This window comes from Sandarakinorhabdus glacialis (assembly GCF_014643455.1).
Classification (GTDB): Bacteria; Pseudomonadota; Alphaproteobacteria; order Sphingomonadales; family Sphingomonadaceae; genus Sandarakinorhabdus; species Sandarakinorhabdus glacialis.
This window is the reverse complement of sequence record NZ_BMJM01000008.1, coordinates 122,538-145,764: the sequence shown is the minus strand read 5'-3', so window position 1 is coordinate 145,764 and position 23,227 is coordinate 122,538. Positions and strand designations below refer to the sequence as shown.

22 protein-coding genes are annotated in these 23,227 nt (G+C 64.9%); 14 read left to right on the top strand and 8 right to left on the bottom strand.

Features of this window, described 5'->3' with window-relative positions; genetic code table 11:
* Positions 1 to 43: 43 nt before the first annotated feature.
* Positions 44 to 859 (top strand): enoyl-CoA hydratase-related protein, encoded by an 816-nt coding sequence (locus IEW98_RS12125; protein ID WP_188763218.1) that lies wholly within the window; start codon positions 44 to 46, stop codon positions 857 to 859.
* Between the two features lie 68 nt (positions 860 to 927).
* On the opposite strand, the gene IEW98_RS12120 is transcribed toward IEW98_RS12125, so the two are convergent.
* Positions 928 to 2,043, bottom strand: a complete 1,116-nt coding sequence (locus IEW98_RS12120) for an NAD(P)-dependent alcohol dehydrogenase (protein WP_188763217.1) — start codon at positions 2,041 to 2,043, stop codon at positions 928 to 930.
* Between the two features lie 173 nt (positions 2,044 to 2,216).
* Here IEW98_RS12120 and IEW98_RS12115 point away from each other — a divergent pair, with 173 nt between their 5' ends.
* The 4 genes from IEW98_RS12115 to IEW98_RS12100 are packed head-to-tail and all read left to right on the top strand — an operon-like array spanning position 2,217 to position 4,659.
* Entirely contained in the window at positions 2,217 to 2,483 is a 267-nt protein-coding gene (locus IEW98_RS12115; RefSeq protein ID WP_188763216.1) for an exodeoxyribonuclease VII small subunit, read from the top strand.
* A 14-nt stretch (positions 2,484 to 2,497) separates the two neighbouring features.
* Positions 2,498 to 3,397 carry a polyprenyl synthetase family protein gene (locus tag IEW98_RS12110; RefSeq protein ID WP_188763235.1) on the top strand — a complete coding sequence of 300 codons (900 nt, stop codon included), beginning with the start codon at positions 2,498 to 2,500 and terminating at the stop codon, positions 3,395 to 3,397.
* A gap of 12 nt (positions 3,398 to 3,409) precedes the next feature.
* On the top strand, positions 3,410 to 3,907 hold the full coding sequence (gene coaD, locus IEW98_RS12105; RefSeq protein ID WP_188763215.1) for a pantetheine-phosphate adenylyltransferase: 498 nt from the start codon (positions 3,410 to 3,412) through the stop codon (positions 3,905 to 3,907).
* Positions 3,904 to 4,659: a peptidylprolyl isomerase gene (locus tag IEW98_RS12100; RefSeq protein WP_371870774.1), complete on the top strand. Its 756-nt coding sequence runs from the start codon at positions 3,904 to 3,906 to the stop codon at positions 4,657 to 4,659. The genes coaD and IEW98_RS12100 overlap by 4 nt, the downstream gene beginning before the upstream one ends.
* Before the next feature lie 76 nt (positions 4,660 to 4,735).
* Here the strand turns inward: IEW98_RS12100 and IEW98_RS12095 are convergent, their stop codons facing one another.
* Positions 4,736 to 5,878 (bottom strand): acyl-CoA dehydrogenase family protein, encoded by a 1,143-nt coding sequence (locus IEW98_RS12095; protein WP_188763214.1) that lies wholly within the window; start codon positions 5,876 to 5,878, stop codon positions 4,736 to 4,738.
* Positions 5,879 to 5,977: 99 nt separating this feature from the next.
* Here IEW98_RS12095 and IEW98_RS12090 point away from each other — a divergent pair, with 99 nt between their 5' ends.
* Entirely contained in the window at positions 5,978 to 7,231 is a 1,254-nt protein-coding gene (locus IEW98_RS12090; protein ID WP_188763213.1) for a dipeptidase, read from the top strand.
* Positions 7,232 to 7,292: 61 nt separating this feature from the next.
* Here the strand turns inward: IEW98_RS12090 and IEW98_RS12085 are convergent, their stop codons facing one another.
* Complete coding sequence (locus tag IEW98_RS12085; RefSeq protein WP_188763212.1) at positions 7,293 to 7,916, bottom strand: TetR/AcrR family transcriptional regulator; 624 nt, start codon at positions 7,914 to 7,916, stop codon at positions 7,293 to 7,295.
* Positions 7,917 to 8,014: 98 nt separating this feature from the next.
* Here IEW98_RS12085 and IEW98_RS12080 point away from each other — a divergent pair, with 98 nt between their 5' ends.
* Positions 8,015 to 8,719: a hypothetical protein gene (locus IEW98_RS12080; protein ID WP_188763211.1), complete on the top strand. Its 705-nt coding sequence runs from the start codon at positions 8,015 to 8,017 to the stop codon at positions 8,717 to 8,719.
* 217 nt (positions 8,720 to 8,936) lie between these two features.
* Here the strand turns inward: IEW98_RS12080 and IEW98_RS12075 are convergent, their stop codons facing one another.
* Both IEW98_RS12075 and IEW98_RS12070 read right to left on the bottom strand, forming a co-directional pair.
* The gene (locus IEW98_RS12075; protein ID WP_188763210.1) at positions 8,937 to 10,133 is read right to left on the bottom strand and encodes an acetyl-CoA C-acyltransferase; all 1,197 of its coding nucleotides are present in this window, start codon (positions 10,131 to 10,133) and stop codon (positions 8,937 to 8,939) included.
* A gap of 84 nt (positions 10,134 to 10,217) precedes the next feature.
* The gene (locus tag IEW98_RS12070) at positions 10,218 to 10,841 is read right to left on the bottom strand and encodes a histidine phosphatase family protein (protein ID WP_188763209.1); all 624 of its coding nucleotides are present in this window, start codon (positions 10,839 to 10,841) and stop codon (positions 10,218 to 10,220) included.
* 108 nt (positions 10,842 to 10,949) lie between these two features.
* On the opposite strand from IEW98_RS12070, the gene dnaN reads away from it, so the two are divergent.
* Complete coding sequence (dnaN, locus tag IEW98_RS12065; protein ID WP_188763208.1) at positions 10,950 to 12,071, top strand: DNA polymerase III subunit beta; 1,122 nt, start codon at positions 10,950 to 10,952, stop codon at positions 12,069 to 12,071.
* 17 nt (positions 12,072 to 12,088) lie between these two features.
* On the opposite strand, the gene IEW98_RS12060 is transcribed toward dnaN, so the two are convergent.
* Together IEW98_RS12060 and IEW98_RS12055 are read right to left on the bottom strand one after the other, a co-directional pair.
* A complete protein-coding gene (locus IEW98_RS12060) occupies positions 12,089 to 13,591 on the bottom strand; it encodes an acetyl-CoA acetyltransferase (RefSeq protein ID WP_188763207.1) in 1,503 nt (500 codons plus the stop codon).
* 76 nt (positions 13,592 to 13,667) lie between these two features.
* Complete coding sequence (locus tag IEW98_RS12055; protein ID WP_188763206.1) at positions 13,668 to 14,825, bottom strand: acyltransferase family protein; 1,158 nt, start codon at positions 14,823 to 14,825, stop codon at positions 13,668 to 13,670.
* Between the two features lie 220 nt (positions 14,826 to 15,045).
* On the opposite strand from IEW98_RS12055, the gene IEW98_RS12050 reads away from it, so the two are divergent.
* Positions 15,046 to 16,236, top strand: a complete 1,191-nt coding sequence (locus IEW98_RS12050; protein WP_188763205.1) for an acyltransferase family protein — start codon at positions 15,046 to 15,048, stop codon at positions 16,234 to 16,236.
* Entirely contained in the window at positions 16,233 to 17,744 is a 1,512-nt protein-coding gene (gene gatB, locus IEW98_RS12045; protein ID WP_188763204.1) for an Asp-tRNA(Asn)/Glu-tRNA(Gln) amidotransferase subunit GatB, read from the top strand. The genes IEW98_RS12050 and gatB overlap by 4 nt, the downstream gene beginning before the upstream one ends.
* 205 nt (positions 17,745 to 17,949) lie before the next feature.
* On the opposite strand, the gene serB is transcribed toward gatB, so the two are convergent.
* Positions 17,950 to 18,864, bottom strand: a complete 915-nt coding sequence (gene serB, locus IEW98_RS12040) for a phosphoserine phosphatase SerB (protein ID WP_243450733.1) — start codon at positions 18,862 to 18,864, stop codon at positions 17,950 to 17,952.
* Here serB and miaA point away from each other — a divergent pair.
* From miaA to ilvN, 4 genes are all read left to right on the top strand, one after another.
* Positions 18,851 to 19,759 (top strand): tRNA (adenosine(37)-N6)-dimethylallyltransferase MiaA, encoded by a 909-nt coding sequence (gene miaA, locus IEW98_RS12035; RefSeq protein WP_243450732.1) that lies wholly within the window; start codon positions 18,851 to 18,853, stop codon positions 19,757 to 19,759. The genes serB and miaA overlap by 14 nt on opposite strands.
* Before the next feature lie 260 nt (positions 19,760 to 20,019).
* On the top strand, positions 20,020 to 20,685 hold the full coding sequence (locus tag IEW98_RS12030; protein ID WP_243450731.1) for a PEPxxWA-CTERM sorting domain-containing protein: 666 nt from the start codon (positions 20,020 to 20,022) through the stop codon (positions 20,683 to 20,685).
* A gap of 215 nt (positions 20,686 to 20,900) precedes the next feature.
* The gene (locus tag IEW98_RS12025) at positions 20,901 to 22,649 is read left to right on the top strand and encodes an acetolactate synthase 3 large subunit (protein ID WP_188763202.1); all 1,749 of its coding nucleotides are present in this window, start codon (positions 20,901 to 20,903) and stop codon (positions 22,647 to 22,649) included.
* The gene (gene ilvN / locus IEW98_RS12020; RefSeq protein ID WP_188763201.1) at positions 22,646 to 23,155 is read left to right on the top strand and encodes an acetolactate synthase small subunit; all 510 of its coding nucleotides are present in this window, start codon (positions 22,646 to 22,648) and stop codon (positions 23,153 to 23,155) included. The genes IEW98_RS12025 and ilvN overlap by 4 nt, the downstream gene beginning before the upstream one ends.
* Positions 23,156 to 23,227 lie beyond the last annotated feature (72 nt).

Here is a 23,227-nt window from a genome sequence, read left to right as displayed (position 1 = left end):
GTTATGACGTTGACGTCAACCTTGCGATCCGGGAACCGCTGCCATGGCTTATGAACATATCATCTTCGACGAAGCCGATGGCGTTGCCGTACTGACGATCAACCGGCCGGAGCGGATGAACGCGCTCCATATTGGGGTGATCGCCGAGATGATCCACGCCGTCGACCGTGTCCGCGACGAGGGCACGGCGCGGGTGCTGCTGATGACGGGGACCGGGCGGGCGTTCTGCTCGGGGGCCGACCTGGCCGGCGGCGGCGCGGGCGGTGGTGGCGGCGGCGAGAGCAAGCTGCCGGCGGGTCCGCCCGATGCGGGCAAGGTGCTCGAGACGCATTTCAATCCGTTGCTCGAACGGTTGTTCGCGTTGCCGGTGCCGTTCGTGACGGCGATCAATGGCGCGGCGGCGGGAGCGGGGTGCTCCTATGCGCTGGCCGGCGACATTGTGGTGGCCGGGCGCAGCGCCTATTTCCTGCAGGCGTTCGTCAATATCGGGCTGGTGCCGGATGTCGGGTCGACGTGGCTGCTGCCGCGGCTGGCGGGCAAGGCGCGGGCGCAGGCGATGATGATGCTGGGCGAGAAGATCCCGGCGGAAACGGCGCTCGACTGGGGGATGATCTACAAGGTCGTCGACGATGCGGACCTGATGGACGAAGCGCGGGCGATTGCGGTCAAGCTGGCAAGCGGGCCGACGAAGTCGCTGGCGCTGATCCGGCATGGGCTGCGGGATAGCCTCGACATGACGTTGACCGAGGCGCTGATGGTCGAGCGGCGGAACCAGATGCAGGCCGGGCGGTCGGCTGATTTCGGCGAGGGGGTTACGGCGTTCTTGCAGAAGCGGAAGGCTGTTTTCACGGGGAAATGAGCGGAGGGGCCCTGTCCTGTTAGTTCAGGAGATGGGCCCCGGCCTTCGCCGGGGTGACGGCCGCAGCCTTAGTCCATCAGCAGCACTGGCTTGACGACCTTGCCGGACTTCATGTCCGCCACGGCAGCGTTGATCTCGGCGAACGGGTAGGTGGTGATCAGCCGGTCGTGCGGAAAACGCCCGGCGCGGTGGCGGGCGATGAGCCACGGGATGAAGACCTGGGGGTCGGCATCGCCCTCGACGGCACCGCGGAGCGCACGCCCGCCGAGCAGGATGTTGGGGTTGATGCTGATCTCGGTGCCCGGCGGGGTGACAGCGAGCATTGCCAGCTGGCCGCGCGAGGCGAGCGCCCCGGTGCCGGCGCGGATGACCGGGCCGACGCCCGTGGTGTCGACGATATAGTCCACGCCGGTGGGGATGATGGCGCGGATGGCGGCGGCGAGGTCGGCGCCGTCGGCCAATATGGTGTGGGTGGCGCCGAGCGAGGTGGCCAGCGCCAAACGGTCGGGGTTGCGATCGACGGCGATCAGCGGCGTGCATTCGAGATCGGCGGCCGCCATCAGCGCGGCAAGGCCGACGCTGCCGGTGCCCATGACGACGAGCGACTGGCCGGCGCGCGGTTTCAGGCTGTTGTAGACGGTACCGGCACCGGTCTGCATGCCGCAGCCGAACGGTGCCAGCGTCGCGAAATCGAGGCTGGCGGCGACCTTCACGGTGTTGCGTTCATAGGCGATGGCATGGGTGGCGAACGACGATTGGCCGAAGAAACCGCCGAAGATCTCGCCGCCTTCGCCCTGCCCCGCCGCGACCATCGGGGCGCGGCCGTCGGGCAGGCGGCCGGCATAGTTGAGCAGCATGAAGTTGGCGCAATATTGCGGGGCGGCGTTGCTGCAGCTCGGGCAGGCGCCGCAGGAGGCATAGCTGAGCACGACATGATCGCCGGCGGCGACGCTGGTGACGCCGGGGCCGACGGCTTCGACGATGCCGGCGCCTTCGTGGCCGAGGACCTGCGGCAGCGGCAGGCCCTGTTCATAGGTCTGGACGCCGACATCGGTGAAGCAGATGCCGCAGGCGTGGATGCGGACGCGGACCTGGCCGGGGCCGATGGCGGCGAGCACGACGGGTTCGAGAGCATAGGGTGCGCCGCGGGCGCGCAGCACGGCGGCAGTAGCGGCGGTTGGCATCGAGAAGCTCCCCAGGTGTTGGCAAAGGTTGCAGCGATGCGACCGAATTATTGCTCTTTGGCGGGATAATCGAACGCCCTGCGCCCGAAGGCAAGCAGGATTTGGCGCGCCATCGCGGCGTCGCGCCGGTTGACTGCTTGACCGTGTCGGCGCGCCCGTTCAAACAACGCTCCATGGATGTAACAGAGCTTTCGCAATTGAGTTTCGAGGATGCGCTGAAGCGGCTCGAGACCATCGTCCACCGGTTGGAAAGCGGTGAGGCGAGCCTCGAGGATTCGATCGGGCTGTATACCGACGGCCAGACCCTGAAGGCGCATTGCGAAGCCAAGCTGGCCGATGCGACAGCGCGAATCGAGGCGATCCAGCAGAATGATGCCGGCCAGGCGATCGGCACGCGGCCGTTCGACCGGCCTGATGCCGGTCCCGCGACAGGCCAATGAGCACCAAGTCCGACATGGTGCACGCGTCGATCAGTTTGAAGCCGGCGCTCGATGCCATCGGCAAGGCGATGGACCAGCGCTTCGACCGGTTGCTGCCGGTGCCGGCGGACAGCCGGGCGCGCCTGTTCGAGGCGATGCGGCATGCAGCGATCGGCGGCGGCAAGCGGATGCGGCCTTTGCTGGTGGTGGCGGCGTGCGACCTGTTCCATGTGCCGCGCGAGCGAGCGCTGCGGGTGGCGCTGGCGATCGAGTGCATCCATGTCTATTCGCTGATCCACGACGACATGCCGTGCATGGACGACGACGATATGCGCCGCGGCAAGCCGACGGTTCACAAGGCCTTCGACGAGGCGACGGCGGTGCTGGCGGGCGATTCGCTCCATGCGCTGGCGTTCGAGATCTTGGCCGACCCGGCGACGCACGAGGATCCGTTCGCGCGCGCTGAGCTGGTGACCGAGCTGGCGATCGCGTCGGGACCATCGGGAATGGCGGGCGGCCAGATGATGGACCTGGTGGCCGATGATGCGTCGTACGACCTGTCGGGCGTGACGCGGTTGCAGCAGTTGAAGACCGGCGCGCTGATCGGCTTTTGCCTCGAGGCCGGGGCAATCATGGCACGGGTGCCCGACGCGCAGCGCACGCCGCTCCGCGGTTACGCCCGCGATCTCGGGCTGGCATTCCAGATTGCCGATGATCTGCTCGATGTCGAAGGATCGGCCGATGCGGCCGGCAAGGCGGTCGGCAAGGACGCGGCGGCGGGCAAGGCGACGTTTGTTTCGCTGCTCGGCGTTGAGCGCGCGCGGACCCAGGCGACGATGTTGATCGACCAGGCCATTGCGCATTTGCATGGTTTTGGCGAGGAGGGCGACTTGCTGCGTGCCATCGCGCGCTTCGCCATCGAACGCGACCGATAAGGAACAATCGACATGCGCATCGGCGTTTATCCCGGCACCTTCGATCCGTTGACGCTGGGGCACATGGATATCATCCGGCGCGGCGCCAAGCTGGTCGACAAGCTGGTCATCGGCGTGTCGACCAACCCGTCGAAATCGCCGATGTTCACGCTGGCCGAACGCAAGGCGCAGGTGCTGCGCGAAGTCGAGGGCATCAAGGGCATCGAGGTCGTCGAGTTCGATGCGCTGCTGATGAAATTCGCCGAGATCCAAGGCGCTTCGGTCATCATTCGCGGGCTGCGCGCCGTCGCCGATTTCGAGTATGAATACCAGATGGCGGGGATGAACCAGCAGCTCAACAGCCGCATCGAGACGGTGTTCCTGATGGCCGACGTGGCGTTGCAGCCGATCGCGTCGAAGCTGGTCAAGGAGATCGCCGTCTATGGCGGCGATATCCGCAAGTTCGTGACGCCGCGGGTGGCGGCCGACGTGGTGGCGCGGGTCGACGAGACCGGCCAGCGAGGATCATGATGTTGAAGCGTTTGTTGCTGGGCGCTGTTTTGGCGCTCGGGGTTTCGGGCGGGGCACTGGCGCAAGGCGCGCCGCCGCCGTCGAAGGACGATCTGAAGGCGCCGCCGGTGCTGCCCAAGATGGGTCCGGCGCCGACCCTGCCCGGCACGCCTGCCGAAGTGAAGGAAGAGGACGTCATGTACCTCGACCTGTCGACTGGTGGACGGGTAAAGATCGTCATGCGGCCCGACGCGGCGCCGCGGCACGTCGAGCGGGTCAAGACGCTGGTGAAGCAGGGGTTTTACGACGGGACGGTTTTTCACCGGGTGATCGAGGGCTTCATGGCGCAGGGCGGCGATCCGACCGGCACCGGGCAGGGCGGGTCGAAATTGCCGGATCTCGCATCGGAGTTCAACGACCTGCCGCATGTCCGCGGCGCGGTTTCGATGGCCCGGGCGCAGAGCGTCGACAGTGCCAACAGCCAGTTTTTCATCGTGCTGCAGCCGGTGTTGAAGCTCGACCGCACCTATACGGTGTGGGGACGGGTGGTGAGCGGCATGGAATATGTCGACGCGATCGCGCGCGGCGAGCCGCCGGCGACACCGTCGAAGATCGTGCGAGCCTCGATGGCGACCGACAAGGTGCCGGCGCCGGCACCGTCTTCGCCGATTCCGGCGGTGTTGCCGGCGGGGGTGCCGACCGGGGTTCCGGGCTTGCCGACCGGCGTGCCGCCGGCTGCGGTCCCGCCTGCGGGGCCGACGCCGCCGCGTTGAGGCCTGAGCAACCGCGGCCCGCGTCCCTGTAATCACTTCGTCATGCTGAACCAAGTCCAGCATGACGAATGGGCCTCTAGATCGTGCGGGCGATGACTTCGCGCATGATTTCGGAAGTGCCGCCGTAGATGCGCTGGACGCGGGCGTCGCGCCACAGGCGAGCGATGGGATATTCGTTCATGTAACCTGCGCCGCCGTGGAGTTGCAGCGCCGCGTCGACGACTTCGCCCTGCATTTCGGTGTGCCAGAGCTTGGCGGCGGATGCTTCGGCTGCCGTCAGCTTGCCGGCGAGGTGGCGCTTGAGGCCCCAGTCGATGTGGGCCCAGCCGACCTGGAGCTGGGTCTTCAAGGACGCCAGCGTGAAGCGGGTGTTCTGGAAGTCGAACACCGTCTTGCCGAAGGCCTTGCGATCCTTCGTGAATTTGACGGCTTCGTCGAAGGCGCGCTGGGCCCCGGCCTGGGCGCTGATGGCGATGCTGAGGCGTTCCTGCGGCAACTGGCTCATCAGGTAGATGAAGCCCTGGTTCTCGGCGCCGAGGCAGTTGGTGATCGGCACGCGGACCTCGTTGAAGAACAGCTCCGACGTGTCGGCCGAGTTCTGGCCGATCTTGTCGAGCTTGCGGCCGCGTTCGAAGCCGTCGCGATCCTGCTCGACGAGGATCAGCGAGGTGCCCTTGGCGCCCTTGTCGGGGTCGGTCTTGGCGACGACGATGATCAGGCCGGCGTTCTGGCCATTGGTGATGTAGGTTTTCGAGCCCGAGATGACATAGTGGTTGCCGTCGCGGCGGGCCGTCGTGCGGACGCCCTGCAAGTCCGAGCCGGCGCCGGGTTCGGTCATGGCGATGGCGGTGATGAGCTCGCCCGAGATCATCAGCGGCAGGTATTTGGCTTTCTGCTCCTCCGATCCATAGGCGACGATATATTCGGCGACGATGTCGGATTGCAGGGTGAGACCCGCCGACGAGCCGGCGTAGGAGAGTTCCTCGCCGACGACAGCGTTATAGCCGAAATCGAGGCCCAGGCCGCCGTATTCCTCCGGGACGGTGGGGCAGAGCAGCCCGTTTTCGCCGCAGGCGCGCCAGAAATCCTTGGAGACGATGCCCTCGTCCTCGAAGCGGTCGAGGTTGGGATAGAGTTCCTTGTCGAACAATTTGCGGACGGTGCCGCGAAAGGCCTCATGGTCCTCGTTATAGGCGCCGCGTTCGCTGGTATCGAGCATCGTCTTCTCCGGGGAATGTCTGGCCGCTGCGTTACCGCGAATGGTGATGCGAGCGCACCTGTCTTGCAAGAGAGGGCGATACGGTGCGACAAGTTTCGCATGCGCAAAATATCGATGCTGACCGCCGCCTTGTTCCTTTGCCAGCCGGCAATAGCGGCGGACGATCCGAACTTGGCGCGAGCAAAGGCGGTGCTGAGCAAGCAGCCGATCATCGATGGGCACAATGACTGGCCCGAGCAGTTGCGCGGCGATTTCGGCGAGGACTGGTGGTCGGTCGACCTGATGGCCGACAGCAGCAAGTTCAAGCATCCGCTGCACACCGATATTCCGCGGCTGCATGCCGGCAGGGTCGGCGGGCAATTCTGGTCGGTGTGGGTCCCGGCCACGGTGACCGGGCCAGCGGCGGTGAAGGCGACGCTCGAGCAGATCGACATCGTGCGGGGCATCGTGGCGCGCTATCCACAGCATTTCGAGCTGGCGGGGACGGCGGCGGATGTGCGGCGCATCCAGAAAACCGGCAAGGTGGCGAGCCTGATCGGCGTCGAGGGAGGCAGCCAGATCGACAACAGCTTGCCGGCGCTGCGGCAGTTTTACGCACTGGGGGCGCGTTACCTGACGCTGACGCATGTCCGGCACAACGACTGGGCCGACAGCGCCAACGAGAATCCGCGGCCGGTGGTGCTGACGCCGTTCGGAGTTGCGGTGGTGGGGGAGCTCAACCGGCTCGGAATGCTCGTCGATCTCAGCCATGTGTCGGAAGGCACGATGAAGGCGGCGATGGCGGCGAGCAAGGCGCCAGTGATTTTCTCGCATTCGTCGGCGCGGGCGATCACCGACCATCCGCGCAACGTATCCGATGAGGTGCTCAAGCTGGTGGCGGCGAATGGCGGGATCGTGATGGTCAATTATGCGCCGGGCTATGTGTCGCGCAGGCGCATGGAATGGGAGGCGGCGCGCGCCGGGGTGCGGGCGAGTTTCAGCGCGCCGCCGTATTCGGGGCTGTATATCGGCCAGCCGGAGCGCGCCGCGGCGGCCTATGCCGAGTGGGAAAAAGCCCATCCGATGCCCGAGGTGACGCTGGCGGAGGTCGCCGATCATGTCGATCATATCGCCAAGATCGCGGGGCACCGCCATGTCGGGCTGGGCGGCGATCTCGATGGCATCGACAATACGCCGACCGGGCTGGGCGGGGTGGAGACGTATCCGGCACTGATCGCCGAGCTGCTGCGGCGGGGATGGAGCGAGGCGGATTGCGCCCGGCTGGCGGGGGGCAATATCCTGCGCGTGATGGAGGCGGCGGAGAAGGTTGCGGCGGGGCTGAAGGGCGAAGTGCCGAGCGCGTTGCAGCCTTGACTTCGGGGTTGTCCATTTCCTGAGGGGAGCGTCGTTTTTTTGTGGACAGCCGATCGGCGTCTTACCGGCCAGTTTTCGATAAGCGGGCGCTTTCGACCGATTGGAGCGATGCCATCGCTGCGGCATAACTCGTCCTGTGCAGCAACTGTGCCACCTTCTCCGGGGATGCCGCAGCTCGACCGGCCAGCCAGGTGGCGAGCACTGCAATCTGCCCGGCGGCCAGTTGCTCTGCAAGCAGCGATGCAGGAAGGCTGGGTCGTGACCGATGAGTGCGATAAAGCCCAAGCAGCGCTGTTTCGAGATGTCGGACAAGAAGACAAGCAATGGCGGCGCCGGCCTGGCCCTGCAACATTGTCCGGGCGCTACTGCGCTGCTGCCAGAAATGGGCGATCACACGCACCAGGTCGGGCTCCATTTCCAGCCTGACCGTACATCGTGCGAGCGTGCCTAAATGCGTGTCGAGGCTGTGCGCGAGCAGGTCGTTCATGTCGGAAAAATGGGAATAGAGCGTCGAGCGTCCGACAGCTGCTCGGTCGGCGACATCCCTGACGCCGATGTCCTGATATCCGCGCTCGAATGCCAGTTCCGTGAATGCGGTCGTCAACGCCGCGCGGCTTCGTCGGACTCGCGGGTCGGCACCTGCAGCTTGAGACAAACGTCCTCGCAAAACCTTGATGCCGGGCAAATTTGCTCCTTCGCCCGCTTCGGGACGGATCGGCGCGATCGTCCAGTATCTGTCGGGCTTGAGCGCTTAGCAGGGTTGCCTTGAATGAGGAGATGAAAATGACCGTCGAGGCCAATTCCGCAGGACCAGCACGGCGCACGGATGTCATCGTCGCATCAGGCATCGCCGCGTTGGTCGCCGTGATGCTGGCGATGGTCATGCACCATCCTGTCGCCGGGCAAGCGGACGCCGTTGCCCTTGTGGACAGCATTGCGCACCAGGCTTCCGCCAATCGCCTGGTCCACGGCACGCTCGCAGCGGCGATGATGGTGATGACCTCGCTCATGCTGGGTTTTGCCATGCGACTGGATCTCGCCCGCCCCCATGTCCTCCTCGGGGCGGTCGCGTCGGCGCTTGCATTGGTCTTGATCTGCCTGGCAGTTTTACTCGACGGCTTCGTCGCCTCGGCACTGGCCACGCGGTGCATCACCATCGGCGGAGACTGTGCAGTACAAACACAGGCGCTTTTGCGATTTAGCGGGCTTCAGATCGAATTCATGACCCGGCTTGGCCTTTTGGCGCTCGCCGGTGCAACTGCGCTTTGGGCCGGAGATCTTGTCCTGCGAAAGGACGGCGCGCGTATTGCCGGTACTCTTGGATTGATCTCTGCAATGACACAATTCGGCATTCTGGTTCTGGGCGCCGAGCGGCTCAATGCTCACAATCTCGCATTGATCGTGTCGGCACAGGCAATCTGGTATCTCGGCGTCGGGACGGTAATCGTCTGTCGGCAAGGACCCTATGCCACGGCGCGACAAGACTGACTGGCCCGCGGGTCTCAAGTCGCGAGGGCCGCGTTCAAATGCCCGCCTATGGGCGTGGGGAGCCGTCCGGTGCGCTACGACCGAGGCACCTCAAGTGATCATGCAGTGATAGAACTTCGCCAACTCTGCGCGGCGGTGCGCACAGCAAAATGTCACGCCTGCATGCGGAGCCGCGTCGCACCAAGTGGCGTGTCTCTCCTCGAAGGAGAGGGGAGAGTTAGTGGCGCTCGACCGCTATTGCCGTTGCTTCGCCGCCGCCGATGCACAGGGCGGCGATGCCGCGCTTGCCGCCGGTGCGTTCCAGGGCGGCAACCAGCGTGGCGATGATGCGGGCGCCCGAGGCGCCGATGGGGTGGCCGAGCGCGGTAGCGCCGCCGTGGATGTTTAGCTTTTCGTGGGGAATGCCGAGGTCGTGCATGGCGATCATGGCGACAGCGGCAAAGGCTTCGTTGACTTCGAACAGGTCGACATCGGCGATGCTCCAGCCAGCCTTGGCGAGGAGTTTTTCGATGGCGGGGACAGGGGCGGTGGTGAACTTGCCGGGTTCATGGGCGTGGGCGGCGTGGGCCACGATACGCGCGCGGACCGTGAGCCCGTCGCGGGCGGCGACGCTGGCACGGGTCAGCACAAGGGCAGCGGCACCGTCCGAAATCGACGAGGCGTTGGCGGCGGTAATAGTGCCATCCTTGCAAAATGCCGGCTTGAGGCCGGGAATCTTGTCGGGGCGGGCCTTGCCGGGCTGTTCGTCGGCGGTCACGATGGTGTCGCCGCCGCGACCCGACACCGTAACCGGGGTGACTTCGTCGTCGAAGGCGCCCGACGCGATGGCGGCACTGGCGCGGCGCAGGCTTTCGAGGGCGTAATCATCCTGGGCGACGCGGGTGAACTGGTAATCGCGCGCCGAATCCTCGGCAAACGAGCCCATCAGGCGGCCGGAGTCATAAGCGTCCTCGAGGCCGTCGAGGTACATCGAATCCTTGACGGCATCATGGCCGATGCGCGCGCCGGCGCGGTGCTTGGTGAGCAGATACGGCGCGTTCGACATGCTCTCCATGCCGCCGGCGACGATGACTTCGGCGCTGCCCGCCAGCAGCGCGTCGTGCGCCATGATGGTCGCCTGCATGCCCGATCCGCACATCTTGTTGACGGTGGTGGCCTCGACCGAAAGCGGTAGCCCGGCACCGAGCGCGGCCTGGCGGGCGGGCGCCTGACCAAGGCCGGCCGGGAGGACGCAGCCCATGAAGATCTGCTCGACCTTGGCCGGAGAAACGCCCGAGCGTTCGACGGCGGCCTTCACGGCGGCGGCGCCGAGCGCGGTGGCCGAGACGGTAGAGAGCGCGCCTTGGAAACCGCCCATCGGGGTGCGGGCGAAACCGGCGATGACGACGGGATCGGATGCGGCGGGAACTGACATGGTGCGGCCTCGGTTGATGCTATCGGCGTGACATAGGTACGGTGGGGCGCGAGTCCAAGCGATGCGTTCTGCGGCTTGCCCGCCCTACGCAGCCTTTACGCCTTGTACGCCGGCGCCGGTGTGGAGGACCGATTCGACGCCGTTCCTGATGTGGAAAACGGTGCCTTGCGGGGCGTCGCCGGCGACTTTTACGCCGTGCCAGTCGGTGCCGCCGATGAGGAGGCCGCGCAGGACGCGGGCGGTGATGCCGTGGCTGATGGCGAGGACGGGGCGGGCGGGGTCGAGTTGGGCGAGCCAGTCCGTAAGGCGCTCGGCAATGGCGGGAAACCATTCGCCGTTCGGGGCGCAGACCGAGAACAAGCGGCGGTCGGCATCGACGATGGGGCCGACCTCGGCGACGATGTCGGCGTAGTATCGACCTTCCCAGTCGCCGACGTCGATTTCGAGCAGGCGGTCGTCCTGCCGCCAGTCGAAGAACGGGTGGCCGAGATGCTCGCCGACGATGGCGGCGGTCTGCTGGGTGCGGCCTGAGGGTGACACCCAGAGATCACGGTCTGGAGCGGACCCAAGGGTGGCGGCAAGGGCAGCGCCCATAGCTTCGGCCTGGGCGATGCCGGCGCGGGTCAGGGGCGTGTGGGCCATATGGCCTTGCATGCGCGCCGCGGCGTTGAAGACGGTTTCGGCGTGGCGAGCGAGAATGATGTCCATAAGTCGCATGGTGTAGCAGTTACGCAGCACTTGGCCACTACCGCGCGGCGAAGTCCACGCTATAGTCGCGCGCGAACACCCCGTTTACCGGGCAAGCAAGGACTGTAAATGAAGGCGACTGTCGAACGCGCGACACTGTTGAAATGCCTGGCGCACATCCAGTCGGTGGTGGAGCGGCGCAATACGATCCCGATCCTGTCGAATGTGCTGATCGAAGCGCGCGCCGAGGGGCTGCGGCTGATGGCGACCGATCTCGATCTGCAGGTGGTCGAGACGATCCCGGCGGCGATCGACATCAACGGCGCGACGACGGTGAGCGCGCACACGTTGTTCGATATCGTTCGCAAGCTGTCCGAAGGCTCGCAGGTCGAGCTGGCAGTGGCGAACGACAAGATGACGGTCGTTGCCAACCGCTCGCGGTTCAGCCTGGCGACCCTCAAGCGCGACGATTTCCCGGTGATTGCCGAGACCGAGCTGCCGACCAGCTTTGCCCTGAAGGCGTCGCAGCTGCGCGAATTGATTGACAGCACGCGGTTCGCGATCTCGACCGAGGAAACGCGCTATTATCTCAATGGCATCTATCTCCACGCCATCGAGGGTGCGGTGCCCAAGCTGCGCGCCGTGGCGACCGACGGCCACCGGCTGGCGAGGATCGAACTCGATTTGCCCGAGGGGGCCGCCGACATGCCGGGAGTCATCATTCCGCGCAAATGCGTCGCTGAAGTCCGCAAGCTGCTCGATGAATACGGCGATGATTCGCTGATCGACATCTCGCTGTCGACGTCGAAGATCCGTTTCCGCTTCAGCGCCGAGGCGACGCTGACGTCGAAGCTGATCGACGGGACGTTCCCCGATTACAGTCGGGTCATCCCGACCGGCAACGATCGCATCCTCAAGATCGATACGCGCAGCCTGTCCGAGGGCGTCGACCGGGTTGCGGCGATCGCGACGACCGAAAAGACCCGCGCCGTGAAGCTGGCGCTGGGCCGGGACAAGGTGACGCTTTCGGTGACCAGCCCGGAAAACGGTACGGCGGCCGAGGAAGTGCCGGCGGAATATAGCTCGCCCGAGTTCGAGGTGGGGTTCAACTATCGTTATCTGCTCGATATCCTCGGGCAGGTCGGCAGCGACCAGGTCGATGTACACCTGGCCGACGCGGCGGCGCCGACGTTGATCCGCGAAAGCGACGATTCGGCGGCGCTGTACGTGCTGATGCCGATGCGGGTCTGATGCACTGAACTGGGGGGTCAGGCTTCCCAGCGTTGCAGGCCGTCGTCGGTGACGCTGACGACGCCGCCGGTGCCGATCGGTGAGCGTGTGGTGTCGAGCAACAAGGCCAGCGTGTCTTCGTCGTTGGCGGCGACCCTGGCAAAGACGCGGGTGCCGTCCGGGGTGCGGCCGATGACGCTGCCATAGGCCGGGGTGCCGTCGCGATTGGCGACGATGGCGAAGGTTTCGACGCGGGCCTCGCCTTCGTACATGAGGTCGAGTTCGGGGATCGGGCCGCGCATCGCCTCGGCCTCGTCCTGGACATCGTGCGGCGTCACCAGGCTGCTGGGTTCGGGCGGAAAACTGCCGACGACGAGGGCGTGGTGCTTGGTAACATAGCCCCCTTGGCCATAGATGAGCGCGCCTTTCGACGGGGTTTTGCGCAGCGAGCGGACCATCGCGCAGACGGCGTGCGTCATATAGGTGTTGAGCGGTGCGCCGAAGAAGCTGAGCCCGCCGGTGACGGTGAACGGCGCATCGGCATCAAGGCCGAGCTGGCGCCGCGCCATCTTGGGGACGATCGGGAAGCACGAGTAAAGCTCGCGCCGGTCGAAGCCGCCTTCGGGGGCGAGTCGGAGCGCGGCGGCGAGGACGGCGTCCTGCGCGACCGAATGAGTGAACTGGTCGCGGGCGAGATAGTCCATCGGCTCGGCGGCGCTGGCGCCGCCGTGGATATACACGATACGATCCTCGGGGATGCCGGCGGCGCGCGCCAGTTCGAGGTTGGTGAGCAGCACGGCGGCGGCCTGGTTGACCGCGGGGTTGGCGACCATGCGCTTGGTATAGGGCCAGGTGATGATGCGGTTGTCGGGCGTCGGCGTGGTGATCTGGTCGGCGGTGAAGGCGGTCTTCGACCAGCTGTTGGGGTTGGTGGCGGCGACGCCGGCGTAGCCCGACCAGATCTGACCCGATTCGGCGAGGGCTTCGGCGGGGGTCTGGCCCCAGGCGGCGGCAGCAGCATTTTCGTACAGCGGATAGATATGAACGGGCTGCGCGATGCCGTGGCGGATGGCGAGCGGCGTGACATGGTCGCTGGCGATGATGGGATTTTCGGGCGAAGCGGCAGGCGGCGTCCATTCGAGAGCAATGCCGGCGGCCTTGGCCTTGGCGACGGCGTTGGTGGCCTCGCCGCCGGTCACCACGGCGACAAGGCTGTTGCCGTTCATGATGCGCAGCGCGGCTTCGTGGATGCGGGTGGTGGGGGTTTCGCCGCCGGCAACGCCATAGGAGGCGCGAGCGGGGACGATGCCGAGGCGTTCGGCGAGGCGGCTGGCGACGCGGTCATAGCGCCACGAGACGAGGTTGATGACATCGAGCGAGTCGATGCGATCGAGGAAACTGCCGCCGGCGTCGGCGTCGGCGGCGCGGATGGCGGCCTCCATCAGCGCCAGCGGCTCGAGCGCCGCGGCGGGGTCGGTCGGACGATCGACAAATTCCCCGACGCCGATGATGACGGGTGTGCGATCCGCCGGCAGTGCCATGTCCGTCCCCTTGCGTTTGCAGGACGACGTTTACGGATGAATGCGGCGGCTTGGAACCTGACACAATTAAGGCTGATCAGGCAGCACTGCCGAGCGGCTTGCCGTTGAACAGCAGCGACAGGATGCGCGAGCGGCGGATGACCTCGTGGATGGCGAGGCTGATCGCCAGGGTGATGGCGACGATGAGGCTGAATTCGATCAGCGGCGGCCAGGCAATCGGCAGGAAGAACAGGCCAAGGCCGAGAACGATGGGGAAGTGCACGAGATAGACGGTGAACGAGGCGTTCGACAAATAGCGGACGACCGGGCTGTGGCGGTCGAAATGGGTGGCGGCGCCGGCGATGAGGAATTGCGCCCAGAAAAAGCCGGCGAAACAGGCCCCGATGGGGGTGAGGATGCCTTCGAGGCGGGCGTCGTTGCTGCCGATGACGAAGATCAGCGAGCCGACCAGCGCTGCCGGTAGCGCCAGCCGCCGCGGGCGCGACATCCATTCGCGCAAGGACGGCAACAGCCACATCGCGGCGCCGAACAGGAACATCGGCAGGAAACGGATGACCGGGCGGAGATCGAAGAACGGGTCGAGCGGGTTGAGGCCCATGCCGAAGGCGCGCTTGAGGACGGTGGGGATGATCCAGACTGCGATCCATGCGGTGATGATGACGAGGCCGGCAACGAGGTATGGCTGGCGGATCAACGCCGACAGCCATTGCAATACCCGCTGTCCGGCGCGGCGGGCCAGTGGCCATTGGCGGGCGAGCAACGCAAGGCCGATCAGTATGAAGGTGAGCAGGAGCAAGGTGTGGAGGAACCACAGGTGCATCACCCACCAGGTGCCCGGGAGCGGGAGCAGCGCCATGATCGTGCCGGGCGGGACCGGGGCGCCGTTGTTGCGCCCCGAGGCGATGAGGGCGGCGCCGATGGGGGCGAAGAGGATCGTGCAGAATAACAGCGGCATGCCGATGCGGGTCAGGCGGCCGCGAAAAAAATGCGTAAGGTCGGACCGGCTCAGCACCATGCAGGCGAAAAAGCCGGCGACGACGAAAAAGGCTTCCATTCGGAAGGACTGCGAGATGTCGGCGAAGACATCGAGGAGGTGGCTGGTATCCGGCGACTGGACGGCGTTGCGGCGACCGTCACCATAAAGCCTGGCGGCGTGATAGGGGACGCCAAGCAGCATCAGAAACGCGCGAATGGTGTCCATGTAGAAGAAATACGGCCGCGAACTGCTCGCCATCACGAGCCCCCCGGTTCGTCCACGCAGTAAATAGCACAGGATCTGGCGGTTAACAAATTTCACAGACTAGTGAACGCCGGTAAGGCCAAGCCGGACAAAAAAATTTGAGATTGTATTTTGCGCTGCAACAATCGATGGCTCGCGGCATGGGGGAAATATCTTGCGTGGTGCGAACAGCCTTTGGCACGGCTGCGTACCGTCGATCACGGGCCAAGCCTGAATGACGGCTGGTGGTCCACCGACAGCGTCGGCTCCGCGCCGCTATGAAGCGCTTGACGGCCTGCGCGGCGTGTGTGCGCTGCTGGTCTGTCTGTTCCATTTTCGCGCCAATGGTCCGATCGCATCACTCGAATTTATTCGCGGCAGCTGGCTGTTCGTCGATTTCTTCTTTGTTCTGGCTGGCTTTGTCATCGCCGCAAGCTACCGCGAGCGGCTGACCAAGGGGCAGTTCCTGTACGGTTTTGCTATTCTGCGCTTCGGCCGGGTCTATCCACTGCATCTGTTCATGCTGGTCATATTCGTCGTTTTCGAACTGTTCGGGCTGGCGCTTTCGTCGCAGGGATTGATGCAGCGACAGCCTTTCGACCCCGACCATTCGTTTTTAGCGATCTTCACCAGCCTAGCGTTGATTCAGGCGTTCGGGTTGCATGACGGGCTAACCTGGAATCATCCGTCGTGGAGCGTCGCCGTCGAATTCTGGACTTATGTCGGCTTTGCGTTACTTGCCCGCTGGGCTGGCGCGGCGCTTGAAAAATGGTTGGTGGTGGTGGCCGTCCTATGCGTCGTCGTCCTGGCGTCGGTGACCGACTATGGCATGAACGTCACCTATCGCTGGAGCCTGTTCCGCTGCATCTATGGTTTTGCGATCGGCGCACTTGTGTGGTGGCTGTGGTCGGGCTTGAAGGTGGCTCCGAGCACGCGGCTGCTTGGCGGAACCTCCGCCGAGTTGCTCGCGGTCGCGCTGGTGGTCGGCTATGTCACATGGCTGTCGAATAGCAGAGCCAACCTTTTGTCGCCCTTGGTGTTCGGAGCGGTGGTGCTGGTCTTTGCGCAAGAGCGAGGGGCGGTTTCGCGGTTGCTAATGACGGCACCGCTGCGCCGGTTAGGGCTGCTGTCCTATTCGATCTATATGGTTCATGTGTTCATTCAGTCGCGGATGGATGACGCCGTGCGCGTGACGGAGAAACTGACGGGTATGGTTCTGACGATTCCGCGCGGCGCGCTGACCCTGGTCGGCGGGACTCCGCTGGAGGGAGTCTTGTTCACGGTGCTAATGCTGGCGATCGTCGTTGCGGTGTCGCATGTTACCCTCAAGATGGTCGAGGAGCCGGGACGGCGCTGGTCGCAGCGCGTGGCCGCCGCCGGGCATGGCTTGCCAAGCCGCGTGGGCGACTTAAAGAAGCCAGCATGACTTACACTGACAATGGCAGCCGCAGCAGTTACCGCGTCACCGGCGCCACCGGCGAGTGGGAGATTGTCGTCGGGCTCGAGGTTCATGCCCAGGTGACGGCGCTGTCGAAACTGTTTTCGGGCGCCGCAACCGAATTCGGCGCCGAGCCCAATTCGCAGGTCAGCCTCGTCGATGCGGCGATGCCGGGGATGCTGCCGGTGCTTAATGGCGAGTGCGTGCGGCAGGCGGTGCGGACGGGGTTGGCGTTGGGTGCGCAAATTAACAACTGGTCGCGCTTCGACCGGAAGAACTACTTCTACGCCGATCTGCCGCAGGGCTACCAGATCAGCCAGCTTTACCATCCGATCGTGGGTGAGGGATCCTTGGCGATCGAGACCGAGGCGGGCGACAAGAGCGTCGTCGGCATCGAGCGCATTCATCTCGAGCAGGATGCGGGAAAGTCGGTCCATGACCTCCATCCGACGATGTCGTACGTCGACCTCAACCGGTCGGGCTGCGCTTTGATGGAGATCGTCTCGAAGCCCGATATTCGTTCGCCCGCCGAAGCCGGCGCCTATGTCGCGGCGCTGCGCCAGTTGCTGCGCTATGTCGGCAGCTGCGACGGCAACATGGACGAGGGTTCGATGCGCGCCGACGTCAATGTCTCGGTGCGGCGCCCGGGCGACGGCTTCGGGACACGGACCGAGACCAAGAACGTCAATTCGGTGCGCTATATCATGCAGGCGGTCGAGGTCGAGGCCAGGCGCCAGGTTGAATTGATCGAGGGCGGCGGCGAAGTCGTGCAGGAGACGCGGCTGTTTGATCCGGGGACGGGCACGACGCGGTCGATGCGGTCGAAGGAAGACGCGCATGATTATCGCTATTTCCCTGATCCCGACCTGTTGCCGGTCGAATTCGATGCGGCGTTTGTCGAGGAATGCCGCGCCAGCCTGCCTGAACTGCCGGTCCACAAGCGCGCGCGGTACGAAGGCGCGCTCGGGCTGACGCCGTATCTCGCCGATGTCCTGATGGCCGAGCGCGAGACCGCGGTGTATTTCGAGACGTTGCTGGCGGCATGTGCGAAGGCGCAGGGCAAGCCGGAAGCCGATGTGGCGCGGGCGGCGGCGAACTGGATCTCGAGCGATCTGTTCGGGGCGTTGAAACGGCTCGGGCTCGACATCGAGGCGTCGCCGATCAGTCCCGAGGCCGGCGCCGAGCTATTGACGCTGGCGGGCGACGGCACGTTGTCGGGGCCGATGGCCAAGCAGGTGTTCGAGGCGATGCTCGAAACCGGCGAGGGCGCGGCAGCGATCGTCGAGGCGCGCGGCTTGCGGCAGGTCAGCGACACCGGCGCAATCGATGCGGCGATCGCGGCGATCCTCGACGCCAATGCCGACAAGGTGGCACAGTTTCGCGGCGGCAAGGAGGCGTTGTTCGGGTTCTTCGTCGGCCAGACGATGAAGGCAATGGCGGGCAAGGCCAATCCGGCGGTGGTCAACGAACGGCTGAAGGCGCTGCTGGCGGCATAAGCCTGTCATCCCGGGCTTGACCCGGGACCCGGTTCCTTCTCTGCCCTGGAGCGTTGCGGCTGTCCTACACGCCCCGTTTCAGCTATCCACGAACCTCGGTCATTCGACCTTTTTCGCAGCGACGTTGCAGCCGCAGCAAAAACTGCCGAGAGCGGAAAATGTGGAAAATGTTAACGATTGACCCACTTGCCGCTGCCTGAACCCTTCAGGCTTGCCAGTCACTTCGGCGATAACCCTGCGCCCGCAGCAACACGGTAAGGTCGCCGTGGCGGACGGCGGCGTCGGCGGCGGCGCTGGCCTTGGGCTTGGCGTGGTAGGCGATGCCGAGCCCGGCGGTTTCGAGCATGGGAATGTCGTTGGCGCCGTCGCCGACTGCCAGCGTGGCAGCGTGCGGCAGGTTGCGCTCGGCGGCGGCGGCGAGAAGCTGGGCGCGCTTGACGGCGGCGTCAACGATCGGCCGGGCGACCTTGCCGGTGAGCTTGCCCGCTTCGATCAGCAGGGTGTTGGCGTGCTGGGCGGCGAAACCGATCTCGGCGGCGACGGGCGCGGTGAACGCGGTGAAGCCGCCCGAGACGAGCAACGTGTGGGCGCCGTTCGCCGCCATGGTGCGGACGAGGGCACGGGCGCCGGGCATCAGGCGGACGCGCTCGCGGCGGCATTGCTCGATAACGGCGGCGTCCATGCCGGCGAGCAGCGCGACGCGGGCATCGAGGGCCTTTTCGAAATCGAGTTCGCCGCGCATCGCGGCCTCGGTGACGGCGGCGACTTCGGCCTTGAGCCCGGCATAGTCGGCGAGCTCGTCGATGCATTCGACGGTGATCATCGTCGAATCCATGTCGGCGACAAGCAACGCTTTGCGGCGCGGTGCATTCGCCGGCTGGACAATGATGTCGATGCCGGGAAGCGCGGTTTCGAGGGCGGCGCGGGCCGGGGCTACAGCGGTGCCGGTAGCGGTGATATCGAGCGCGTCGCCGGGATCGATCCAGGACGCGGCTTCTGGTTCGGCGCCGAGCGTTCGCAGTGCATCGCTTGCACGCGTGCCATCGGCGGCCGACAAGCGGCCCTCGGCAACAAGGGTAATGATGAGCGTGACGGGCGAGAGGTCCATGGTGGCGGTCATTACAGGCGCCACGGCGAGCGGCAAGTCGGCATTGGCGATGGCGGTCGCCGAGCGAATCGGCGGCACCATCATCAACGCCGATGCCAGCCAGATGTACGCCGACTTGCGAGTGATCACCGCGCGGCCTTCGGTGGCGGACGAAGCGCGGGTGCCGCACCTTCTATATGGTGCCCTTGCCGGTGACGAAATCGGCCATGCCGCCAGTTGGGCGGCGATGGCACACGCGGCGATCGACGATGTGCTAGCGGTTGGACGGGTGCCGATCCTGGTTGGCGGCACGGGATTGTACCTGACGACCTTGATCGACGGCATCGCGCCCGTACCCGAGATCGACGCCGATGTGCGGGCAGCTGTGCGGGGACTGGAAACGGTGGACGCGGCGGCGGCGCTGTTGCGGGAAGACCCGGCACTGGCGGCGCGTTTGAAGGCTGCGGATCGGCAGCGGATTCTACGCGGTCTGGAGGTGGTGCGCAGTTCAGGGCGGTCGTTGCTGGCATGGCAGGCGGTGCGCAGCGGCGGTATCGGCACGGCCTACAAGATCAGGCCGTGGGTGGCAGAGATGCCGCGACCGATGCTCAACGAGCGAGCGACGGCGCGGCTTTGGGCGATGGTGGAAGGCGGAGCACTGGACGAGGTTGCGGCTTTGCTGGCGCGCGGGCTGCCGGACGACCGACCGGTGATGCGGGCGCTTGGCGTCGCCGCGTTCGGGTCGATCCTGCGCGGCGAAGCAACCGTGGCAGAGGCGGTCGAAAAGGTTGCGACCGGAACGCGGCAATACCAGAAACGACAATCGACCTGGGCGCGCTCACAGGCCGGCGACTGGCCGCGGGTTTCGCCTAGTGATCCTGATGCTGCAGCCCTACTGGCGGCGTGCATATTTTCGCAATGCAAATGAGCCTAAATCACTGTATTTTCATCATTGACAGCTTCGGCAAGATTTGTGCCGACAGCCTTTATCTGGATACAGCGGTGTCGGCGGCCCGCGCCGTAGCCTTAGCCCATGTATAGAAAGTGTCGGATGGCTTTACACTCGGGCAAATGGCGACAATGTAAGCCATTGATATTTCACCAGCCCAGCGATTGGCACGGCTCTTGCAAGGCTCAATGCGAAATGGACGCCCGTAGTGGGTGTCGTAGTCGGCAAGGGATTTTGCAATGAAGATGATTGGCATGTTTGTCGCCGCAGCAGTTGCCGCTGCGGGAATCGCCGCTCCGGCTTCGTCGGCAATCGTCCTCGGTACGCTGTCGGGTGGCAATCTGTTCACTCGCGGTGGTGCATTCGTGCTCACCGACGCCGCCATCACCCCGGTAGTCGGAACCAACGCCGTCAACACCTTCAACGTCTATGGCCTCAACGAACAGCGCGTCACGCTGGCTTCGAACTTGATCATCGCAGCCAATCCGATTCCGCCAGGCACCGTGCCCGTCACGATTTCGGCCGGCACGACGGTTGAAAGCCACTTGGTGTTCGTCGACCCAGCAGTTGGCGTTAACAACAACATCGCCAACGGCACGGTCACCTTCAGCAGCCGCATTCTGGGCGTCGTGTGGCGCACTGCCCAGCTTTCGGCCACCAACGCCCTGTTCGGTGCCGATGGCGTTACCTACACAAGTCTCAACGGTCTCGAGCCTTCGTTTCTCGACGCCGTGACCTTCTCGGGCAAGACGCTGACCTACAATTTCTCGACCACGCCCAGTTCGTCCGACTTTATCCGCGTCATTACCGCGGTGCCTGAGCCACAGACCTGGGCCATGCTTGTCATGGGCTTCGGTCTTGTCGGCCTGGCTACCCGTCGTCGCCGGACTGCTATCGTCGCCTGATCGGCGAGAGCTTTTCGAAACGAATGACGGCGGCCAGCAATGGCCGCCGTTTTTCGTTGTTGGCGATGGTTTGTAGTTTTATGACGATTAGGTCGGTTTGCAACGAATTACCGCAACTGGCCAATCAGTGTATTAATATTGCGCGAAAATGGGTTGACTGGACAATTTACGAACGTTAAGTCCCCCCGCGACACAGTGATATGAAGGGCGCGAAGATGAGCGCGGAACTGACAGGCGCAGAGATCGTGGTGCAGGCGCTGACCGATCTTGGGGTCGAAGTGATCTTCGGTTATCCCGGCGGCGCTGTCTTGCCAATTTACGATGCGCTGTTTGCGCAGGGGCGGATCCGTCATATCCTCGTGCGGCACGAACAGGCTGCGGTCCATGCTGCGGAGGGCTATGCACGGTCGTCGGGCAAGGTCGGCGTCGTGCTGGTGACGTCGGGACCGGGGGCGACCAACGCCGTCACCGGGATCACCGATGCGTTGATGGATTCGATTCCGCTGGTCGTACTGACCGGCCAGGTGCCGACGCATTTGATTGGCACCGATGCCTTTCAGGAATGCGATACAGTCGGCATCACGCGGCATTGTTCGAAGCATAACTACCTGGTGCAGGACACGGCGCGGCTGGGCGGGGTGATCCACGAGGCCTTCTATATTGCGCGGTCGGGGCGGCCCGGTCCGGTGGTAATCGATATTCCCAAAGACGTGCAGATCCTGAAGGCGCGGTACGAAAAGCCGGGCGTCATCGGGCACAAGACCTACAAACCGCAGGTCAAGGGCAACCTTTCCAGCATCGAGGCAGCGGTCGAGATGATCGCGGCAGCTGAGCGGCCGATCTTCTATACCGGCGGCGGCATCATCAATTCGGGGCCGGTCGCGACGCAGTTGCTGCGCGAGTTGGCGCGGGTGACGGGTGCGCCGGTGACATCGACGCTGATGGGGCTTGGCACGATGCCGAACGAGCACCCGCAGTTTCTCGGCATGCTGGGCATGCACGGCTCGTACGAAGCCAATATGGCGATGAACCGGTGCGACCTGATGGTCTGCCTGGGGGCGCGTTTCGACGATCGGGTGACCGGGCGGCTCGATGCGTTTTCGCCCAATTCAAAGAAGATCCACGTCGATATCGACCGGTCGTCGCTCAACAAGACGGTCCGGGTCGATCTCGGCATCCTTGGCGATGTCGGCGGCGTGATGGAAGACATGCTGAAAGTGTGGAAGGCGCGCGGCAAGAAGGCCGGCGATCTCGAGCAATGGTGGTCGGATATCGCCGGCTGGCGGGCGCGCGATTCGTTCGGGTTCGAGCAGAAGGGCGAGACGCTGTTGCCGCAGCACGCCATCAAGCGGCTGTACGAGATGACCAAGGCGCAGAAGCCGATCATCTCGACCGAGGTCGGCCAGCACCAGATGTGGGCGGCGCAGCATTTCGGCTTCGATGCACCGAACAAGTGGCTGACCAGCGGCGGGCTCGGCACGATGGGTTATGGCTTGCCGGCGGCGATCGGGGCGCAGGTGGCGAACCCGGGGGCGCTGTGCATCGATATCGCCGGCGAGGCTAGCATCCAGATGAACATTCAGGAGCTTGGCACGGCGAGCCAGTACAACCTCCCGGTCAAGATCTTCATCATCAACAACCAGTATATGGGGATGGTCCGCCAGTGGCAGGAGCTCAACCACGGTAGCCGTTATTCGCACAGCTATTCGGAGTCGCTGCCTGATTTCGTCAAGCTGGGCGAGGCCTATGGCTGGAAGGGCATCGTCATCGACAGCGCTTCGGGGCTCGACGAGGGCATTGCCGCGATGCTGGCGCATGATGGGCCGGTGATCGTCGATTGCCGGGTGTCGAAGCTGGCCAACTGCTTCCCGATGATCCCGTCGGGCGCGTCGCATGTCGATATGATCCTGCATGCGGATGAGACGCGCGGCGAGGCCGATGAAGACGCAAAGGCACTGGTTTGAAACACCTTCCTTCGGAGCGGCATACGCTTTCCATCCTGGTGGACAACGAGGCCGGGGTGTTGGCGCGCATTGTCGGGCTGTTCTCGGCGCGCGGGTATAATATCGACTCGCTGACGGTGGCCGACGTGTCGGGGGACCATGCCGTCAGCCGGATTACCGTTGTGACCAACGGGCCGCCGCCGGTGATCGAGCAGATCATCGCGCAGCTCGACCGGATCGTGCCGGTGCACCGGGTGCTCGATTTGACGGCGCTTGGCCCGCACGTCGAGCGCGAGATGGCGCTGGTCAAGGTGGCGGGCAAGGGCGCGCAGCGCGACGAGGCGCTGCGGATCGCCGACATCTTCCGGGCGCGGCCGGTCGATACGACGACCGGGTCGTTCGTGTTCGAGGTGTCGGGGCCGACGTCGAAGGTCGACCAGTTCATTGCGCTGATGCGCGAAGTCGGGCTGGTCGAGGTGGCGCGGACCGGCGTCGTGGCGATCGCTCGCGGGGCCGAGGCGGTTTAGCGCTGCTGCGACGAATTTCGGGAGATGGGCCCCGGCTTTCGCCGGGGTGACGGATAGGTATAAGGAACTGAT

Excerpts from the sequence above, each read along its gene's own strand:
- IEW98_RS12125 (WP_188763218.1), top strand. The coding sequence starts at position 44 with ATGGCTTATGAACATATCATCTTCGACGAAGCCGATGGCGTTGCCGTA.
- IEW98_RS12120 (WP_188763217.1), bottom strand. The coding sequence starts at position 2,043 with ATGCCAACCGCCGCTACTGCCGCCGTGCTGCGCGCCCGCGGCGCACCC.
- IEW98_RS12115 (WP_188763216.1), top strand. The coding sequence starts at position 2,217 with ATGGATGTAACAGAGCTTTCGCAATTGAGTTTCGAGGATGCGCTGAAG.
- IEW98_RS12110 (WP_188763235.1), top strand. The coding sequence starts at position 2,498 with ATGGTGCACGCGTCGATCAGTTTGAAGCCGGCGCTCGATGCCATCGGC.
- coaD (WP_188763215.1), top strand. The coding sequence starts at position 3,410 with ATGCGCATCGGCGTTTATCCCGGCACCTTCGATCCGTTGACGCTGGGG.
- IEW98_RS12100 (WP_371870774.1), top strand. The coding sequence starts at position 3,904 with ATGATGTTGAAGCGTTTGTTGCTGGGCGCTGTTTTGGCGCTCGGGGTT.
- IEW98_RS12095 (WP_188763214.1), bottom strand. The coding sequence starts at position 5,878 with ATGCTCGATACCAGCGAACGCGGCGCCTATAACGAGGACCATGAGGCC.
- IEW98_RS12090 (WP_188763213.1), top strand. The coding sequence starts at position 5,978 with ATGCGCAAAATATCGATGCTGACCGCCGCCTTGTTCCTTTGCCAGCCG.
- IEW98_RS12080 (WP_188763211.1), top strand. The coding sequence starts at position 8,015 with ATGACCGTCGAGGCCAATTCCGCAGGACCAGCACGGCGCACGGATGTC.
- IEW98_RS12075 (WP_188763210.1), bottom strand. The coding sequence starts at position 10,133 with ATGTCAGTTCCCGCCGCATCCGATCCCGTCGTCATCGCCGGTTTCGCC.
- IEW98_RS12070 (WP_188763209.1), bottom strand. The coding sequence starts at position 10,841 with ATGGACATCATTCTCGCTCGCCACGCCGAAACCGTCTTCAACGCCGCG.
- dnaN (WP_188763208.1), top strand. The coding sequence starts at position 10,950 with ATGAAGGCGACTGTCGAACGCGCGACACTGTTGAAATGCCTGGCGCAC.
- IEW98_RS12060 (WP_188763207.1), bottom strand. The coding sequence starts at position 13,591 with ATGGCACTGCCGGCGGATCGCACACCCGTCATCATCGGCGTCGGGGAA.
- IEW98_RS12055 (WP_188763206.1), bottom strand. The coding sequence starts at position 14,825 with ATGGCGAGCAGTTCGCGGCCGTATTTCTTCTACATGGACACCATTCGC.
- IEW98_RS12050 (WP_188763205.1), top strand. The coding sequence starts at position 15,046 with ATGACGGCTGGTGGTCCACCGACAGCGTCGGCTCCGCGCCGCTATGAA.
- gatB (WP_188763204.1), top strand. The coding sequence starts at position 16,233 with ATGACTTACACTGACAATGGCAGCCGCAGCAGTTACCGCGTCACCGGC.
- miaA (WP_243450732.1), top strand. The coding sequence starts at position 18,851 with ATGGTGGCGGTCATTACAGGCGCCACGGCGAGCGGCAAGTCGGCATTG.
- serB (WP_243450733.1), bottom strand. The coding sequence starts at position 18,864 with ATGACCGCCACCATGGACCTCTCGCCCGTCACGCTCATCATTACCCTT.
- IEW98_RS12030 (WP_243450731.1), top strand. The coding sequence starts at position 20,020 with ATGAAGATGATTGGCATGTTTGTCGCCGCAGCAGTTGCCGCTGCGGGA.
- IEW98_RS12025 (WP_188763202.1), top strand. The coding sequence starts at position 20,901 with ATGAGCGCGGAACTGACAGGCGCAGAGATCGTGGTGCAGGCGCTGACC.